The 14,786-nt window shown below is 64.8% G+C and carries 16 protein-coding genes and 1 pseudogene; 12 read left to right on the top strand and 5 right to left on the bottom strand.

Annotated features, from left to right (window positions below; all coding sequences use genetic code 11):
- Positions 1-10: 10 nt before the first annotated feature.
- The 6 genes from recN to MNBBLIKP_RS08815 are packed head-to-tail and all read left to right on the top strand — an operon-like array spanning position 11 to position 5,968.
- The gene (gene recN / locus MNBBLIKP_RS08840) at positions 11-1,675 is read left to right on the top strand and encodes a DNA repair protein RecN (RefSeq protein WP_088309594.1); all 1,665 of its coding nucleotides are present in this window, start codon (positions 11-13) and stop codon (positions 1,673-1,675) included.
- Positions 1,675-2,058, top strand: a complete 384-nt coding sequence (locus tag MNBBLIKP_RS08835) for a putative quinol monooxygenase (protein WP_088309592.1) — start codon at positions 1,675-1,677, stop codon at positions 2,056-2,058. Before recN ends, MNBBLIKP_RS08835 begins: the two co-directional genes overlap by 1 nt.
- Positions 2,055-2,747, top strand: a complete 693-nt coding sequence (locus MNBBLIKP_RS08830) for a GNAT family N-acetyltransferase (RefSeq protein WP_254912976.1) — start codon at positions 2,055-2,057, stop codon at positions 2,745-2,747. Before MNBBLIKP_RS08835 ends, MNBBLIKP_RS08830 begins: the two co-directional genes overlap by 4 nt.
- The gene (locus MNBBLIKP_RS08825) at positions 2,744-3,196 is read left to right on the top strand and encodes an endonuclease domain-containing protein (protein WP_369678912.1); all 453 of its coding nucleotides are present in this window, start codon (positions 2,744-2,746) and stop codon (positions 3,194-3,196) included. Before MNBBLIKP_RS08830 ends, MNBBLIKP_RS08825 begins: the two co-directional genes overlap by 4 nt.
- 5 nt (positions 3,197-3,201) lie before the next feature.
- Positions 3,202-5,478: an NAD-dependent DNA ligase LigA gene (ligA, locus tag MNBBLIKP_RS08820; RefSeq protein WP_088309588.1), complete on the top strand. Its 2,277-nt coding sequence runs from the start codon at positions 3,202-3,204 to the stop codon at positions 5,476-5,478.
- A gap of 4 nt (positions 5,479-5,482) precedes the next feature.
- A complete protein-coding gene (locus MNBBLIKP_RS08815) occupies positions 5,483-5,968 on the top strand; it encodes a CinA family protein (protein WP_088309586.1) in 486 nt (161 codons plus the stop codon).
- A gap of 128 nt (positions 5,969-6,096) precedes the next feature.
- Here the strand turns inward: MNBBLIKP_RS08815 and MNBBLIKP_RS08810 are convergent, their stop codons facing one another.
- The 3 genes from MNBBLIKP_RS08810 to MNBBLIKP_RS08800 all read right to left on the bottom strand — a co-directional run bounded on the left by MNBBLIKP_RS08810 (position 6,097) and on the right by MNBBLIKP_RS08800 (position 8,729).
- On the bottom strand, positions 6,097-6,978 hold the full coding sequence (locus MNBBLIKP_RS08810; protein ID WP_088309584.1) for a DMT family transporter: 882 nt from the start codon (positions 6,976-6,978) through the stop codon (positions 6,097-6,099).
- Positions 6,975-7,886, bottom strand: coding sequence for a 50S ribosomal protein L11 methyltransferase (locus tag MNBBLIKP_RS08805; RefSeq protein WP_088309582.1), 912 nt, complete (start codon positions 7,884-7,886; stop codon positions 6,975-6,977). The genes MNBBLIKP_RS08810 and MNBBLIKP_RS08805 overlap by 4 nt, the downstream gene beginning before the upstream one ends.
- A gap of 126 nt (positions 7,887-8,012) precedes the next feature.
- On the bottom strand, positions 8,013-8,729 hold the full coding sequence (locus MNBBLIKP_RS08800; protein WP_088309580.1) for an SDR family NAD(P)-dependent oxidoreductase: 717 nt from the start codon (positions 8,727-8,729) through the stop codon (positions 8,013-8,015).
- A 150-nt stretch (positions 8,730-8,879) separates the two neighbouring features.
- Here MNBBLIKP_RS08800 and sdhC point away from each other — a divergent pair, with 150 nt between their 5' ends.
- Genes sdhC through MNBBLIKP_RS08780 form a run of 4 tightly spaced genes read left to right on the top strand, consistent with a single transcriptional unit; the run spans position 8,880 to position 11,977 of the window.
- A complete protein-coding gene (gene sdhC, locus MNBBLIKP_RS08795; RefSeq protein WP_088309578.1) occupies positions 8,880-9,269 on the top strand; it encodes a succinate dehydrogenase, cytochrome b556 subunit in 390 nt (129 codons plus the stop codon).
- A gap of 13 nt (positions 9,270-9,282) precedes the next feature.
- On the top strand, positions 9,283-9,666 hold the full coding sequence (gene sdhD / locus MNBBLIKP_RS08790; RefSeq protein WP_088309576.1) for a succinate dehydrogenase, hydrophobic membrane anchor protein: 384 nt from the start codon (positions 9,283-9,285) through the stop codon (positions 9,664-9,666).
- Position 9,667: 1 nt separating this feature from the next.
- Positions 9,668-11,476 carry a succinate dehydrogenase flavoprotein subunit gene (gene sdhA, locus MNBBLIKP_RS08785; protein ID WP_088309574.1) on the top strand — a complete coding sequence of 603 codons (1,809 nt, stop codon included), beginning with the start codon at positions 9,668-9,670 and terminating at the stop codon, positions 11,474-11,476.
- Positions 11,477-11,488: 12 nt separating this feature from the next.
- The gene (locus tag MNBBLIKP_RS08780; protein ID WP_140420562.1) at positions 11,489-11,977 is read left to right on the top strand and encodes a hypothetical protein; all 489 of its coding nucleotides are present in this window, start codon (positions 11,489-11,491) and stop codon (positions 11,975-11,977) included.
- Between the two features lie 482 nt (positions 11,978-12,459).
- Here the strand turns inward: MNBBLIKP_RS08780 and MNBBLIKP_RS08775 are convergent, their stop codons facing one another.
- Both MNBBLIKP_RS08775 and MNBBLIKP_RS08770 read right to left on the bottom strand, forming a co-directional pair.
- Entirely contained in the window at positions 12,460-12,807 is a 348-nt protein-coding gene (locus tag MNBBLIKP_RS08775) for a HepT-like ribonuclease domain-containing protein (RefSeq protein ID WP_088309570.1), read from the bottom strand.
- Positions 12,797-13,093, bottom strand: coding sequence for a nucleotidyltransferase family protein (locus tag MNBBLIKP_RS08770; protein WP_088309567.1), 297 nt, complete (start codon positions 13,091-13,093; stop codon positions 12,797-12,799). The genes MNBBLIKP_RS08775 and MNBBLIKP_RS08770 overlap by 11 nt, the downstream gene beginning before the upstream one ends.
- 261 nt (positions 13,094-13,354) lie before the next feature.
- On the opposite strand from MNBBLIKP_RS08770, the gene MNBBLIKP_RS08765 reads away from it, so the two are divergent.
- Together MNBBLIKP_RS08765 and MNBBLIKP_RS18265 are read left to right on the top strand one after the other, a co-directional pair.
- Positions 13,355-14,656 (top strand): FAD-dependent oxidoreductase, encoded by a 1,302-nt coding sequence (locus MNBBLIKP_RS08765; protein ID WP_088309564.1) that lies wholly within the window; start codon positions 13,355-13,357, stop codon positions 14,654-14,656.
- A 52-nt stretch (positions 14,657-14,708) separates the two neighbouring features.
- Positions 14,709-14,786: pseudogene (locus tag MNBBLIKP_RS18265) on the top strand (tRNA methyltransferase); the annotation flags it as partial.

The following is a 14,786-nucleotide window of genomic DNA, read 5'->3' as shown; positions in this document are numbered from 1 at the left end:
CCACGCGAACATGCTGACCCGACTCTCCATCCGCAATGTGGTCCTGATCGAGGCGCTGGACCTCGATTTCAGCCATGGGCTGGGCGTGCTCACGGGGGAGACCGGGGCGGGCAAGTCGATCCTGCTTGATGCGCTGGGGTTGGTGCTGGGTAACCGGGCTGACAGCGGGCTGGTGCGCAGCGGGGAAGATCAGGCCAGCGTTACCGCCAGTTTTGAATTCGCGCGGCTGCCCGGGGGCATTCAGGCCGTGCTGGGCGAAGCGGCAGTGGACGTTGAACCGGGCGAGCCGCTGATCGTCAAACGCCGGGTCAAGGCCGATGGCGGGTCCAAGGCGTTCGTCAACGATCAACCCGTCAGCGCGGGCCTGCTGCGCGAACTGGCCGGGCATCTGGTGGAATTGCACGGCCAGCACGACGATCGCGGTCTGGTCAACCCGCGCGGGCATCGCTTGCTGCTTGATCGCTATGCCGGGGCCGACGCTGCCGGGCTGGAAGCGGCGTGGAAGGGCTGGCGCAGCGCGGCTGACGCGCTGGATGAAGCCCGCGCTGCCGTGACCAAAGCGGGCGCGGACCGCGATCTGCTGCTGGCGCATCTGGCCGAACTGACCGCGCTTGAACCCGCCGAGGGCGAGGAAGAGCAATTGGCCGAGGCCCGCGCGACGATGCAGAAGGGTGAGCGGCTGTCGGGCGATCTGGCCGAATTGCAGCATTTGTGGACCGGATCGGATTCGGCGCTGGCTGGCCTGCGCAGCGCAGCGCGGCGGCTGGACCGGATTGCGGGCGAACACCCCCTGCTGGCCGATGCGCTGGCCGCGCTGGACCGCGCGGTGATTGAGGCGAGCGAGGCAGAGGACAAGCTGGGGCGCGCGGGCGAAGCGCTCAGCCACGATCCCGCCGCGCTCGATGGCATCGAAACCCGCCTGTTCGAACTGCGCGCCATGGCCCGCAAGCACCAGTGCCAAGTCGATGACCTGCCGCGCCGGATGCGTGAGATGCGGGCCGAGCTGGACCTGATCGAAGGCGGAGAAGCCGGGCTGGCCGAACTGGAAGCAGCCGCTGCGGCGGCGGGCGAACGCTATCGCGCCAAGGCCGCGGCGCTGTCTGCCTTGCGCAGCGAAGCGGCGGTGCGGCTTGATGCGGCTGTGGCGGGAGAACTGGCTCCGCTCAAGCTCGATGCCGCGAAGTTCCGCACCTCGGTTACGCGCCTGCCCGATGATCGGTGGGGGCCAGCGGGAATGGACGCGGTCGAATTCCTGATCTCCACCAACCCCGGCGCACCGTTCGCGCCGCTGGCCAAGATCGCATCGGGCGGGGAACTGTCGCGCTTCATTCTCGCGCTCAAGGTTGCCTTGGCGGAACAGGGCGGGGCGGCAACGGTGATCTTTGACGAAATCGATCGCGGGGTTGGTGGGGCGGTCGCCTCTGCGATTGGTGAGCGGCTGAGCCGGCTGGCCGAGGGCGGGCAATTGCTTGCCGTCACCCACAGCCCGCAAGTCGCGGCGCGCGGGCAGCAGCACTATGTCATCGCCAAGAGCAGCGAGGGCACGGTCACCCGCACCTCGGTCCACCTGCTGGATGCCGCCGGGCGCCAGGAAGAAATCGCCCGGATGCTGTCCGGCGCGGAAGTCACGGCCGAGGCCCGCGCGCAGGCTGACCGGCTGCTGGAGGGGGTGTGATGTTCGCACGGCGTGAAATTCTGGGCGGGGCGATGGCGCTGCTGCTCTTGCAAGGATGCGGTAAACATATGGAAGAACTGGAAAACCCTGATGATCTGTTCGGTCTGATCGGGCAGATGAAGGCGCAGCCGGGCAAACGGGCTGATCTGATCGCGATTCTCAAGGAAGGGACCGGCCAGATGCCCGGCAACCTTGCCTATATGATCAACGAGGACCGCGACGATCCGGATTCGATCTGGATTGTCGAAATGTGGAAAGATCAGGCCAGCCATCAGGCCAGCCTCTCGCTCCCCACAGTCAAGGCTGCGATTGCCAAGGGGCGGCCGCTGATCGCCGGGTTCGGCACCAGCGCCAAGATCCGCCCGGTCGCGGGAACGCATTGACCGCGCAGGCGCTCGATCGCCCGGTCTGGAACATGCTGACCGGCCGCCAGCAGCACCTTGCCCAGGGGCAGGGCGCGGCGCTGCGGATCGATCCGCGGTATGGCCCGTTCGGGGCTGCGCGCGATGCCGGGGACGAGGCGCAGGCGGCGCTGGCGGCGCTGGCCGGGCCGGGCGGGCAAGTCTGGGTGGTCGAGGCTGAGGAATGGCCCGCCCCGCCAAACATGCGCGTGCTGCACACTGCGCCCCTGCTACAGATGATCGCGCCCAATCCGCAGCTGATGCAGCCGGGGGATGACACTGCCCTGCTGTTGGGTGACGGCGATGCGGCGGAGATGACCGCGCTGGCGCTCGCCACCGAACCGGGTCCCTGGGCCGAACTGACCCAGCGCTATGGCGCGTTCTATGGCCTGCGCGATGCAGACGGGCGGCTGATGGCGATGGCCGGGGAACGGATGCTGCCCGGCGCAGGGCTGTGTGAGGTGTCGGGGGTCTGCACCTGGCCCGAATTTCAGGGACGAAGGCTGGCTGCCCGCCTGATCCGCCGCGTCATGGCCGGGATCACCGCGCGCGGCGAAGTGCCCTTCCTGCACTCCTATGCAGGCAACACGCGGGCGATCGGGCTTTACCAGTCGCTCGGGTTCAACCCGCGCCGGACGATGGTGGCGACGATTTTGGAGAAGCCAGAATGAAAGCCCCCTCCTCTTCAGAGGAGGGGGTTGGGGGTGGTGGCCCCACACGCGACGTCATGTTGAAACGCGCAGCGGCCATGCGCCGCAATCTGCCGGAACCCGAACGCCGCCTGTGGATGGAACTGCGCGACAGCCGCTTCATGGGACTCAAGTTTCGCCGACAGTATGTGATCGGCAATCGCATCGTCGATTTCTTCTGTCCGGCGCGGGGGCTGGCCATCGAAATTGATGGCGATACGCATGATCCAGAACGGGATGCGCGCCGCGATCTTGCGCTTCTCCGGTTATCCGGGTTCCGCGTGGTCCGTTTCTCCAATCACGATGTCATGTCCAACCTTGACGGCGTACTGCTTAGCCTGAAAATGGCACTTGAGCAGCAACCCGAGCGCTGGCCGAACCGCCGCGCACACCACCCCCCGACCCCCTCCTCTGAAGAGGAGGGGGAGTGAGAGCCATGATAGATCCAGCCAACCTTAGCGAAGCCGAAGCCGCCAATGAATTGATGCGTCTGGCCAGGCAGATCGCGCATCACAACCGGCTGTACCACGCGGAGGACGCGCCCGAGATTTCGGATGCGGAATATGATGCGCTGGTGCGGCGCAATGCCGCGCTGGAAGCGGCGTTCCCGCACCTGATCCGCGCTGACAGCCCCAGCCGCACGGTCGGGCACGAAGTCGCCGCCTCGCCGCTGTCCAAAGTGGCGCACGAAGTCAGAATGATGAGCCTCGACAACGCCTTCAGCGATGAAGACGTGGCCGATTTCGTCGCGCGGGTGCGGCGCTTTCTGGCGCTGCCGGATGATGCCGAAGTGGCGATGACGGCGGAGGACAAGATTGACGGGCTGTCGTGTTCGCTGCGCTATGAACATGGACGACTGGTCCGCGCCGCCACGCGCGGTGACGGGCAGGTGGGGGAGGACGTAACGCCGAACGTCGCAACCATCACCGACATCCCGCAGGTATTGCTGTGGGGCCACCACCCCCCGGCCCCCTCCTCTGAAGAGGAGGGGGGGCAGCTTGGGCTTGGCCTGAAAGCCCCCTCCTCTTCAGAGGAGGGGGTTGGGGGTGGTGCCGTTCCAACGCCTCCCGACCTGTTCGAAATTCGCGGTGAAGTTTACATGTCCAAACAGGACTTTACCGCACTCAATGCTGCACAAGAACAACGCGGTGACAAGCTGTTCGCCAACCCCCGCAATGCTGCAGCCGGATCGCTGCGGCAAAAGGATGCGAGCGTCACTGCCGCGCGGCCCTTGCGCTTTCTGGCGCACGGGTGGGGCGCAGCAAGCGGGGTGCCGGAACAGAGCCAGTTTGCGATGATGCAGCGGATTGCCGCATGGGGCGTGCCGGTTTCGCCGCTGCTGCTCCGCTGCACAACGCTGGAGCAGATGCTGCAGCATTACCGCAGCATTGAGCATGGCCGCGCGGACCTGCCTTATGACATCGACGGCGTGGTCTATAAGGTTGACCGGCTCGACTGGCAGGAGCGGCTGGGCTTTGTCGCCAAAGCGCCGCGCTGGGGCATGGCGCATAAATTCCCCGCCGAACGCGCCGAAACCACGCTTGAAGCGATCGATATCCAGGTTGGCCGTACCGGCAAGCTGACCCCGGTCGGGCGGCTGACCCCGGTCACGGTTGGCGGGGTGGTGGTGTCCAACGTCACGCTCCACAACCGCGATGAGATCGCCCGGCTCGGCGTGCGGATCGGTGACCGCGTGGTGGTGCAGCGCGCGGGCGATGTGATCCCGCAAGTGGTCGAAAACCTGACCCGCGCGGAGGAGCGGACGGCCTACCAATTCCCCGATCATTGCCCCGAATGCCAGAGCGAAGCCGTGGCCGAGGAAGGCGAAGTCGATGTGCGCTGCACCGGCGGGCTGATCTGCCCGGCGCAGCGGACCGAACGGCTCAAGCACTTCGTCAGCCGCGCCGCGCTGGATATTGAAGGGCTGGGGGAGAAGACCATCGACGAATTCTTCGCCCTTGGCTGGCTGGAAAGTCCGGCGGATATTTTCCGCCTGAAAGCGCGGCGTGAGGAGATTCTGGGCCGCGAGGGCTGGAAGGACAAGTCTGTGGACAACCTGTTGGCAGCGATCGAGGCCAAACGCGCACCTGATGCCGCGCGGCTGCTGTTCGGGCTGGGGATCAGGCATGTCGGCGCGGTGACAGCGCGGGATTTGCTCAAGCGATTTGAGACTTTGGAGCGGCTGCGTGAAGTGGCGGTGGCAGCGCATGCCCATACTCCCCCTCCTTTTCAGAAGGGCGGGCCGGGAGGTGGTGGCGACACAGAGCTACCTGTCGTGCCGCCACCACCCCCAACCCCCTCCTCTGAAGAGGAGGGGGCTCAAGCAGCGCTTGCGGAACTCGTTTCCATCGACGGCATCGGCCCCGCCGTGGTTGAGGCGCTGGGTGATTTCCTCCACGAGCCGCACAACCTGATCGTATGGGATGATCTGCTGAGCGAAGTCAGCCCGCCGCCCTACGTGGTCGAAACCAAAGACAGCGAAGTCGCGGGCAAGACTGTGGTGTTCACCGGGGCGCTTGAAACGATGAGCCGCGACGAGGCCAAGGCCCAGGCCGAACGGCTTGGCGCGCGGGCGGCCGGGACAGTCAGTGCCAAGACCGATCTGGTGGTGGCCGGGCCTGGTGCGGGCAGCAAGCTCAAAAAAGCGCAGGAGCTGGGCATTCCGGTAATCGACGAAGCGGACTGGGCCGCGATCGTGCAGGCGGCGGGATAGGGCGATGCTCCACACCCTCCACCCCCAGGCGCTGCGGATTGCAGAGGCGTTGAAAGCCCGGCGTGAGAAAATCGCGGTGGCCGATGGCGCGACCGGCGGGCTGATTGGTGCGGCCTTGCTGACCGTGCCGGGGGCGCTGAAATTCTATGTCGGGGGCGGGGTGGTCTATTCGCTGCGGGCGCGCGACGTGTTGTTCGGCCTGCCGGCGGAAGCTTACGAGGGGATGCGATCAGCCACGGCGGACTATGCCTTGCTGCAGGCGCGGGCAGTGCGGGAACAGTTTGGCGCGCAATGGGGGATTGCGGAAAGCGGTTCGGCCGGGGGCAGCAAGCATCCAATGCAGGTTGCCTCTGGGATTAGCTGCTGTGCGGTGGTCGGGCCGGGCGTGGAACTGACCCGGGTGACTGAAACGGACAGCGATGACCGGATCGGGAATATGCTGGACTTTACCAAGGCCGCGTTGGCTCTGCTGGAGGAAGCGTTGGGCTAAGCCCTTTCCCCTTGAGGGGAGAGGGCCCAGAGAGGGGAGTGCGCAGCCTCGCCCCTCGTCAACTTCGGCTAGGCAGCATGCTGCCAAGCCTGCGTATCTATCCCCTCAAGGGGAGAGAGCTTTTCCGGTCAGCTATGCTCCTGCGCCAGCGAGGTTGGCGCACCCGTCCGCCGCACCGCGACGATCAACACGCCCAGCAGCGCTATCCCGGTGCCGACGATCATCTGTGTGTCGAACTGGTCGCCGGTAAACATCACCCCCAGCGCGATCGTGCCGAGCGGCGTGATCAGGGTCAGCGGGGTCAGCAGATTGGCTTCATAGCGCTGCACCAGCACGAAATAGGCGGTATGCGCCACCACCGATACGATCAGCGCGGAAAACAGCACCGCGATGACAAAGGGCCAGCCTGCCGCCGCGGCATAGTGCCATTGCGGCAGCTCGGTCGCCACGCTGATCGGGGCAAGCAGGACAAGGCCCATCATGCCGACCCAGGCCTGAAACCGCAGCGGTGCGATCACGTCCATCTGCTTCATCAGCACTGCGCCCAGCGCTCCGGCAAACGAAGCGGCCAGGACATAGAGCATGCCCGTGGACACCGCGAAGCCGGGCTTCCACACCACCAGCAGTGTGCCGATCAGGCTGAGCGCAATCCCCAGCGCGCGGCGCCAGCGGATCCGTTCACCCAGCAACAGTATCGACAGCAGCGTGGTAATCGGAATCCCGCTCTGGCTGACCACAGCAGCCGCAGAGGGCGAGACCGTGGTCAGCCCGATGAACATCAGCGCGAAACTGCCGCCGCCCAGCAGCACACCGATCAGCATTACCCGCCAGACTGGCCGCGGCACGGGGCGCAGCCAGGGCAGGGTAAACAGCAGCACGATGGCAAAACGCAGGCCCGCATAGAACAGCGGCGGCACGTGCCACATGCCGACCACAACCTTGCTGACCACATTGTTGACCGCCCAGACCAGACAGATCGCCACCAGAATCAGGAAATCGCGCAAGGTCATTTGGTCAGGCGCTTTCTCAGCCAGAGGATCGACCAGTCACCATTGACCAGCCGCGCGGCGAGCCGCAGCCCGGCGCGGCGGCAGGCGCGGCGGACCTGCGCTTCCTGCGTTTCGAGCAAGCCCGCCAGCAGCAGGTGCCCGCCCGGAATCAGACTTTTGCCGAAATGCGGGGCCAGGTGGATCAGCGGTCCGGCCAGGATATTGGCGATCACCAGATCATAGGGCCCGCGCGCCTGCAGCAGCGGGTGGTCCATCCCGTCAGCCACCAGCATGGTCACTTGCCCCGGCCCGGCGCCCAGCGGCACGTGGTTGCGCTGGGCGTTGTCGTGGACCACATCGACGCAGACCTGATCGATATCGCTGAGCGTCGCCAGCGCGCGCGGCCACAGTTCCAGCGCGGCAAAGGCGAGCAGGCCAGTGCCAGTGCCGATATCAGCGCAATTGCGCACCACCAGCCCTTGCGCTTTCATATGGTCCAGCATGGTCAGGCAGCCAGCGGTGGTGGCGTGCTGGCCGGTGCCAAAGGCCTGACTGGCCGGAATTTCGAAATCGCGCACGCCCGCTGCGTGAAGCGGCGGATGGTCCGGCGTGTGAACATGGAACCGGCCCGCGCGGATCGGTTCCAGCCCGTGCTGGCTTTGGGTCAGCCAGTCAACTTCGGGCAATTGTTCAATTTCCAGCTTGGGCGCGGGGCCGGCGAACAGCGCCAGAATCGCGGCCGTGTCAGCCTTGGTCGGCTTGCGCGGCAGCCACACTTCCAGCCGCCAGTCATCGGGCCGGTCTTCGGCCACTTCGCTGCCCGACAGGACCATGTCCGGATCCCAGTCCCACGCATCCTCATGCGCCAGCAGCGCGGCTTCGATCACCGGGCGCGGGGCGTGGAGAGTGACTTTCCAGCTTTGGGTCATGGGTTGAGCTTTGCCGCCACCACCCCCCGACCCCCGCCTCTAAAGAGGAGGAGCCAGGGATTAGCCGGGTAAGCCCCCTCTTCCTTAGAGGCGGGGGTTTGGGGGTGGTGGGTTCCAGCGCGGGTATTAGCGGACATAACTTGCCCCGTTGGCATCCAGCACCGCGCCGGTCATGCTTTCAGGCGCGTCGAGCGCGCAGAAGGTGGCGATTGTGGCGATTTCATCAGGACTGGCGACGCGGCCAAGCGGGATATCCGCCAGCAATGCCGGGCCGCCCCGGCTGGCGAGGTAATCCCCGGCCATGGCCGTATCGGTGAATCCGGGGCAGATCGCATAGCTCATGATGCCCTTGTTGGCATATTGCCGCGCGATCGTCTTATGCATTGCAATCATGCCGCCTTTCGCTGCGGCATAGTGCCAGTGATCGGGCGAATCGCCCCGGTAGCCAGCACGGCTCGCCACATGGACGATCCGCCCGGCCGCGCCGCGATCCAGCCAGTGCTTGACCGCATAACGAGAAAGCTCTGCCGCCGCGGTCAGGTTGATCCGCAGCGTGTCTTCCCAGTTGTCCAGCCAGGCGATGTCCGACAGGGCCAGCGGATTGGCTGCGAACAGCCCGGCGTTGTTGACCAACACATCGATCCGCCCGCCGCCGCGCTCCAGCGCTTGCTCCCAGATCCGGGCCGGGGCGGTGGGATCAGTCAGATCCGCCCCAATCGTCGCGTCATCCACCGCGCGGCTGGCATGACCAATGACGGACAGACCGCGCGCGCGCAGCTGCGCAGCAATCGCCGCGCCAATTCCGCGCGATGATCCGGTGACGAGGGCAGTGATTTGACTCATGCAACGGCTCTAGGCCCAGCACTGGCCGCTAGACAAGCGCACATGGAGCCAAATTTGGGGCGTCGCCCGCTTGCAAGCCCCCCTTTTTTGAGTAAGGGGTCTTGGCAAGGGCGGCATGGGCCGCGCAAGTTGACCAAGGGGAAGTGCCGCATGGCCGGAGCGAAGAACCGTCCGCTTTCACCGCACCTGCAGATCTGGCGCTGGGGTCCGGCCATGGCCGTTTCGATCCTGCACCGCATCACGGGTGATGGGCTGGCCATGGTGGGCCTGGGTGTGCTGCTGTGGTGGCTGGGAGCGCTGGCTGGTGGGGATGCAAGCTATCTGACCTTCACCCGCCACATGGGCGAATGGTATGGCCAGGTGGTGCTGATCGGGCTGACCTGGGCGTTCTTCTCCCACATGATGAGCGGGCTGCGCCACTTCGTGCTGGACATTGGCGCGGGTTATGAACTGCGGGTCAATGCGGTGTGGTCGGTGATCGCGCCGCTCGCCGCGATTGCCCTTACGATCGCCGTCTGGGCGACGATCCTGCTGCGCTGAAGGGAACAACAAGATGGGTAACGGAACTTCCATCGGCCGCGTCCGCGCGCTGGGTTCGGCGCATTCGGGCGCACACCACTGGCTGTCGCAGCGCTATACCGCGATCGGCAACCTGGTGCTGGGGCTGTGGCTGGTGTTCTCGCTGGTCGGGCTGAAGCAATACGATTTCGCCACGGTGCACGATTGGGCCGCGCGCCCGGTGCCGGCCACCTGCCTGGCCCTGCTGGTGATTTCCAGCTTCTGGCACGCCCGGCTGGGGCTGCAGGTGGTGGTCGAAGACTATCTTTCCAATGAAGCCAACAGGGTCGGCGGCATGATCCTGCTCAACCTTGCTGTCGTGGCCGGATCGGTGTTCGGCCTGTTCTGCATTCTGCGCATCGCGCTGGGAGCCAATTGAGATGACTGCCCCTGCTTACAAGATCATCGACCACACTTATGACACCGTGGTCGTCGGCGCGGGCGGTTCGGGCCTGCGCGCCACGATGGGCAGCGCCGAGGCTGGCCTCAAAACCGCCTGCATCACCAAGGTGTTCCCGACCCGCAGCCACACCGTGGCGGCGCAGGGCGGGATCGCGGCGAGCCTGAAGAACAACACGCCCGATCACTGGACCTGGCACATGTACGACACCGTCAAGGGGTCGGACTGGCTGGGCGATCAGGACGCGATCGAATATCTGGTGCGCGAAGCGCCGCAAGCGATCCTTGAGCTGGAACATGCCGGGATGCCGTTTTCGCGCAACGATGACGGCACGATCTATCAGCGCCCGTTCGGCGGGCACATGCAGAACATGGGCGAGGGGCCTCCGGTCCAGCGCACTTGCGCTGCGGCGGACCGCACCGGCCACGCATTGCTCCACACGCTCTACCAGCAGAGCCTGAAGTACGACGCGGACTTCTTCATCGAATACTTCGCGATCGACCTGATCATGGAAGACGGCCAGTGCCGCGGCGTGATCGCCATGTGCATGGACGATGGCTCGATCCATCGCTTCAAAAGCCACGCAGTCGTGCTGGCGACGGGCGGTTATGGCCGTTCGTACTACACCTGCACGTCGGCCCACACCTGCACCGGCGACGGCGGCGGGATGGTGCTGCGCGCGGGGCTGCCGCTGCAGGACATGGAATTCGTGCAGTTCCACCCCACCGGCATCTACGGCGCGGGCGTGCTGATCACCGAAGGCGCGCGCGGGGAGGGCGGGTACCTCACCAATTCCGAGGGCGAGCGGTTCATGGAACGCTATGCCCCCAGCGCCAAGGATCTGGCCAGCCGCGACGTGGTGTCGCGCTCGATGGCGCTGGAAATCCGCGAAGGGCGCGGGGTTGGCCCGCACAAGGACCACATCTTCCTGCACCTCGATCACATCGATCCCAAGGTGCTGGCCCAGCGCCTGCCGGGGATCACCGAAAGCGGCAAGATCTTTGCCGGGGTGGACCTGACCCGCCAGCCGCTGCCAGTGGTGCCGACCGTGCATTACAACATGGGCGGCATCCCGACCAATTATCACGGCGAAGTCGTGACGATCGGCGCGGACGGCAATCCCGAAACGGTCGTCTCCGGCCTGTTCGCGGTGGGCGAAGCGGCCTGCGTTTCGGTCCACGGCGCCAACCGCCTCGGCTCGAACTCGCTGACCGACCTGGTCGTGTTCGGCCGCGCCACCGGCCTGCGGCTCAAGGAACTGATCAAGCCCGGCACCGCGCATAATGAGCTTCCGGCCGACAGCGCCGACCTCGCGCTGACCCGGCTTGACCATTTCCGCAATGCCAAGGGCGGATCGCCCACCGCCGAAGTCCGCACCGAAATGCAGCGCACGATGAGCCTCCACGCAGCCGTGTTCCGCACCGACGAACTGATGGCCGAAGGAAAGGTCAAGCTCGCCGCCACGTACCAGCGGATGCAAGACATCCACGTTTCGGACAGCTCGCTGATCTGGAACAGCGACCTGATCGAGACGATGGAACTCGACAACCTGATCTCACAGGCCAGCGTCACCCTCCACGGCGCCCACAACCGCAAGGAAAGCCGCGGCGCCCATGCGCATGAGGACTTCCCCGAGCGCGACGACAAGACCTGGATGAAGCACACCGCCGCCTGGTTCGAAGGCTGGGGCGGCAAGGGCGGTGAAGTCAAGATCGACTACCGCCCGGTGCATGAGTTCACGCTGACCGACGATGTGGAGTACATCAAGCCGAAGAAGCGGGTTTATTGAGGGTCCTATCCGGTGGTTTTTGCTGCATCCTTGGCAACCGTTGGAGAGTTCATCGGAGTTACCAAAGGTGTAAAGGACCTGATTGATTCCGGCAGAGTAGACAAGCGCGGAATTAGGCCGGTTCTGCATTCTTTGGAAAAGCTATACTTCACTCCCAATGGCATTCTAGGCGTATTGAAGTGTATTGCGGACGGAGAAAAACCCGATCATGACCTTCTGAGTGCGGCTTTGATCGAGTTCAACGATGGCGAATGGGCAGTTCAAAATGCTGCCCAATCGTTAGACTTTGATGCCTTGCCGGCTGCACACTTTCCGCTCCGCCTGCGCTCGTCACTACAGGCTGCGGCGTATGGAAAGTTGTCGTTACGGCGCGACCTGCAAGACGCGCTGAACCTTCCGTTCGAGGACTTGGTGATTGATCGCCATCGCGCGGTTGAACTGGTGAGCCGGATCAAGAGTCTGAACAGCGAACTGGAATCCTTGGACGAGCAATTAAGATGAAAATCGATTGGAGGCGTGGGCCTGTTCTGGTCACTCTGGTCTAGCGGGGTTCCCGGGGTTCCGAGGCTTCCGGAGACAGTGCTCAATTTTTGGCCGATGTGACAGTTGCACCAAGCCGCGTCTCCCTGAACGCGTTTCAGGGTCCATTTCCCGACACATCCCAAGGCGTTGTTGACACGTCAGGCCGAGCGGCTCGCTTTGCCGAAGGGCGGCGGGGCTACCGGCATGATGGACCCTGGAGTCACAGACGTGCGGAGCACAAACAAGTTCAGGGTGACGAAGTGGGGATTGAGCCGTGAATACGGCGGCGGCGCGCCAAAACCGCCAATCCACCCCGTCACCCTGGGCTTGACCCGGTGCTTGGCTATTCTGCGCAAGGCAATCCGCGATCCGTAAACGTCAGGAAAAAGGCAGCCCAGGCCCGGATCAAGTCCGGGCCGACGTGAGTAACGGGTGCAGTGTTGTATTCTGCCCTGTCCAGATCAACCCTTGACTGCCTTTTCACAGGCCGCTCGCAGCTTCGGCAAATCCTCCACCACTGTCGCCCACACAACCGCCGGATCAATCCCGTCGTAGGCGTGGCGGAGCATGTTACCCAATCCGCGAATCTGGTGCATGGGTATGTCCGGTACGATTTGCGCCAGGCGTTCTTCGCCCAGTCTGATCGCGGCTTCGGTCAGGCGCATCAGGCAGCGTTCAACGGCATCGATCCGCATGCGGTCAGCGCTGAATTGTTCTGCGTTCATCGAACCGACATAGTTTTCGGCAGCGATCGCATTGTCGATGATGTCGCGCAGCCAATCGCCCACGCGCGGATCGTCAGAAGACATGCGTGCGGTCCGTTGCGATCCGTTCCCTAAAGCGCGGTCGCAGGCCGCCTTCGCTCACGAGATCGACCTTGTGGCCAAGCAAGGTTTCAAGCCGCTGACTGGCTTCGGCAAGATCGAACAGGGTTACGCGCCTTGCCGGATCGAGCCGCACCACCACATCAACGTCCGATTCCGGCCCCGCAGCATCCCGCGCGACCGATCCGAACAGCGCGCAACCCGCGATGCCAAGCGCACGCAGTTCACCCTCGTGGGCGCGAATGCGATCGATGGCTTCCTGACGTTGCATGTGGATTGAATACCATTGGTTGGGTTAAAGTTCCATCCGGTCTTGTGGGGCCAGAGTTCCGTTGACAGGTGCGCTAACCCCCTATCCCCGTCACCCCGGGCTTGACTCGGGGTCCAGCTGTTCTTCTCAGCGCCACCAACCCCCGCACAGCGGTCAGCCAATCCTCCGAATCAATCCTGCTAATGCCGCGCCGCTGCGGCTATCCGGGGGACGACTTTCGCGTTAGCCAAGTCCTGTAATCCTCCACCAATCAGGCCAGAAATGAACCGCGAACTGACAGCTGACGTACTGGTGATCGGCGGCGGCACTGCCGGGTTCGGGGCGGCGCTGGCGTCGGGCCGGGCGGGGCTGCAGGTGCGGCTGATTGAGGCGGGGAGCAAGATTGGCGGGGTGATGGCCTTTTGCCCCGGCATGCCGTGGGGGGCAGGGCTGCCGGTGGGGCGGTCAATCGGCGGGATCTTTGGCGAGCTGACCGCGCGGCTGAGCGCGATGGAGCCGCCTGCGGCGGAACTGCGCCCCAGCGTACTGGAAAACTTTGGGATCGAAGTGATCTATGATCACGAAACAGCAGTCTTCACCATGTTCCAGATGCTGGAAGATGCCGGAGTGGATGTGCATTTGGGCACGATTGCAACCAGCCCGGTGATGGACGGCGCGCGGATTGCAGCGGTGGAATGCACGGATCGGCGCGGCCCCTTCACGATCCGCGCCGCCATGGTGATCGATTGTTCGGGCGATGGGGATATCGCTGCCAAGGCCGGGGTGCCCTATACGCTGGGCGATGCGCAGGGCAACATGATGGGAGTGACCCTGTCATTCATGATGACCGGGGCGGATTGGGCGCAGGTGTTTGCGCATGACGATCCCTATTTCCGGCGCGAGGCGGCCGAGGGGATTGCGGCGGGGCGGCTCCATCCCGATCTGGCCAAGCTCTATCTAATGCGCGGGCTGCATCCGGGCAGTGTGTTCTGCAATTCGGTCCATATCCGGGGGGTGGACGGGACCGACCCCGGGCAGGTCAGCCGCGCCACCCAGGAAGGCCGCCGCCGCTGCCACCAGCTGGCTGATTTCCTGCGTCAGTCCGTCCCCGGGTTCGAACAGGCGCGGATGAGCGATCTGGGCCCCACAGTGGGGGTGCGCGAAACCCGGCGGCTTGAGGCGCTCTACCGGATCACTGCCGATGATCTGGCCGGTGCCACCAAATTTGCCGATGGCGTGGTCGCCTGCGACAATCCGATCGACGATGTGATGCGCGGGCAGGGCGCGATGATCCACGATGCGATCGTTGGGCCGGGGGATTACTATACCATCCCGTTCCGCGCGCTGGTGCCGCGCAAGCTGGAAAACCTGCTGTTTGCCGGGCGGCTGGTCTGCGCCGATCCGGTGGCTTTTGCATCGGTGCGGGGCATGCCGCAATGCATGGCGATGGGCCAGGCGGTGGGCACTGCCGCTGCCCAGGCGCTGGCACAGGCTGTGCCGGTGCAGGCGCTGGACTTGCCCGGCCTGATCACCGCGCTGGGCGCGCAAGGAATGAACGGGATCGGCGGCGCCAGTCTGATCTGAAAGAGCGTTCCTGCCCCTTGCATCCGCCGCCGCCACGCGCCAATCACGCGCGATGCGGATCGCCTTGTTTGAACCCGAAATCGCCGGAAATGTGGGTGCCGTGCTGCGGCTGGGGGCCTGCATGGGGGTG

The organism is Novosphingobium sp. B 225, from assembly GCF_002198665.1.
Lineage (GTDB): Bacteria > Pseudomonadota > Alphaproteobacteria > Sphingomonadales > Sphingomonadaceae > Novosphingobium.
Note: the sequence above shows the minus strand (reverse complement) of the source record. Positions and strands in the feature narration are given on the sequence as shown.

Excerpts from the sequence above, each read along its gene's own strand:
- MNBBLIKP_RS08770 (WP_088309567.1), bottom strand. The coding sequence starts at position 13,093 with ATGCAACGTCAGGAAGCCATCGATCGCATTCGCGCCCACGAGGGTGAA.
- recN (WP_088309594.1), top strand. The coding sequence starts at position 11 with ATGCTGACCCGACTCTCCATCCGCAATGTGGTCCTGATCGAGGCGCTG.
- sdhD (WP_088309576.1), top strand. The coding sequence starts at position 9,283 with ATGGGTAACGGAACTTCCATCGGCCGCGTCCGCGCGCTGGGTTCGGCG.
- MNBBLIKP_RS08835 (WP_088309592.1), top strand. The coding sequence starts at position 1,675 with ATGTTCGCACGGCGTGAAATTCTGGGCGGGGCGATGGCGCTGCTGCTC.
- MNBBLIKP_RS08805 (WP_088309582.1), bottom strand. The coding sequence starts at position 7,886 with ATGACCCAAAGCTGGAAAGTCACTCTCCACGCCCCGCGCCCGGTGATC.
- MNBBLIKP_RS08775 (WP_088309570.1), bottom strand. The coding sequence starts at position 12,807 with ATGTCTTCTGACGATCCGCGCGTGGGCGATTGGCTGCGCGACATCATC.
- MNBBLIKP_RS08765 (WP_088309564.1), top strand. The coding sequence starts at position 13,355 with ATGAACCGCGAACTGACAGCTGACGTACTGGTGATCGGCGGCGGCACT.
- MNBBLIKP_RS08815 (WP_088309586.1), top strand. The coding sequence starts at position 5,483 with ATGCTCCACACCCTCCACCCCCAGGCGCTGCGGATTGCAGAGGCGTTG.
- MNBBLIKP_RS08825 (WP_369678912.1), top strand. The coding sequence starts at position 2,744 with ATGAAAGCCCCCTCCTCTTCAGAGGAGGGGGTTGGGGGTGGTGGCCCC.
- sdhA (WP_088309574.1), top strand. The coding sequence starts at position 9,668 with ATGACTGCCCCTGCTTACAAGATCATCGACCACACTTATGACACCGTG.
- MNBBLIKP_RS08810 (WP_088309584.1), bottom strand. The coding sequence starts at position 6,978 with ATGACCTTGCGCGATTTCCTGATTCTGGTGGCGATCTGTCTGGTCTGG.
- MNBBLIKP_RS08800 (WP_088309580.1), bottom strand. The coding sequence starts at position 8,729 with ATGAGTCAAATCACTGCCCTCGTCACCGGATCATCGCGCGGAATTGGC.
- ligA (WP_088309588.1), top strand. The coding sequence starts at position 3,202 with ATGATAGATCCAGCCAACCTTAGCGAAGCCGAAGCCGCCAATGAATTG.
- sdhC (WP_088309578.1), top strand. The coding sequence starts at position 8,880 with ATGGCCGGAGCGAAGAACCGTCCGCTTTCACCGCACCTGCAGATCTGG.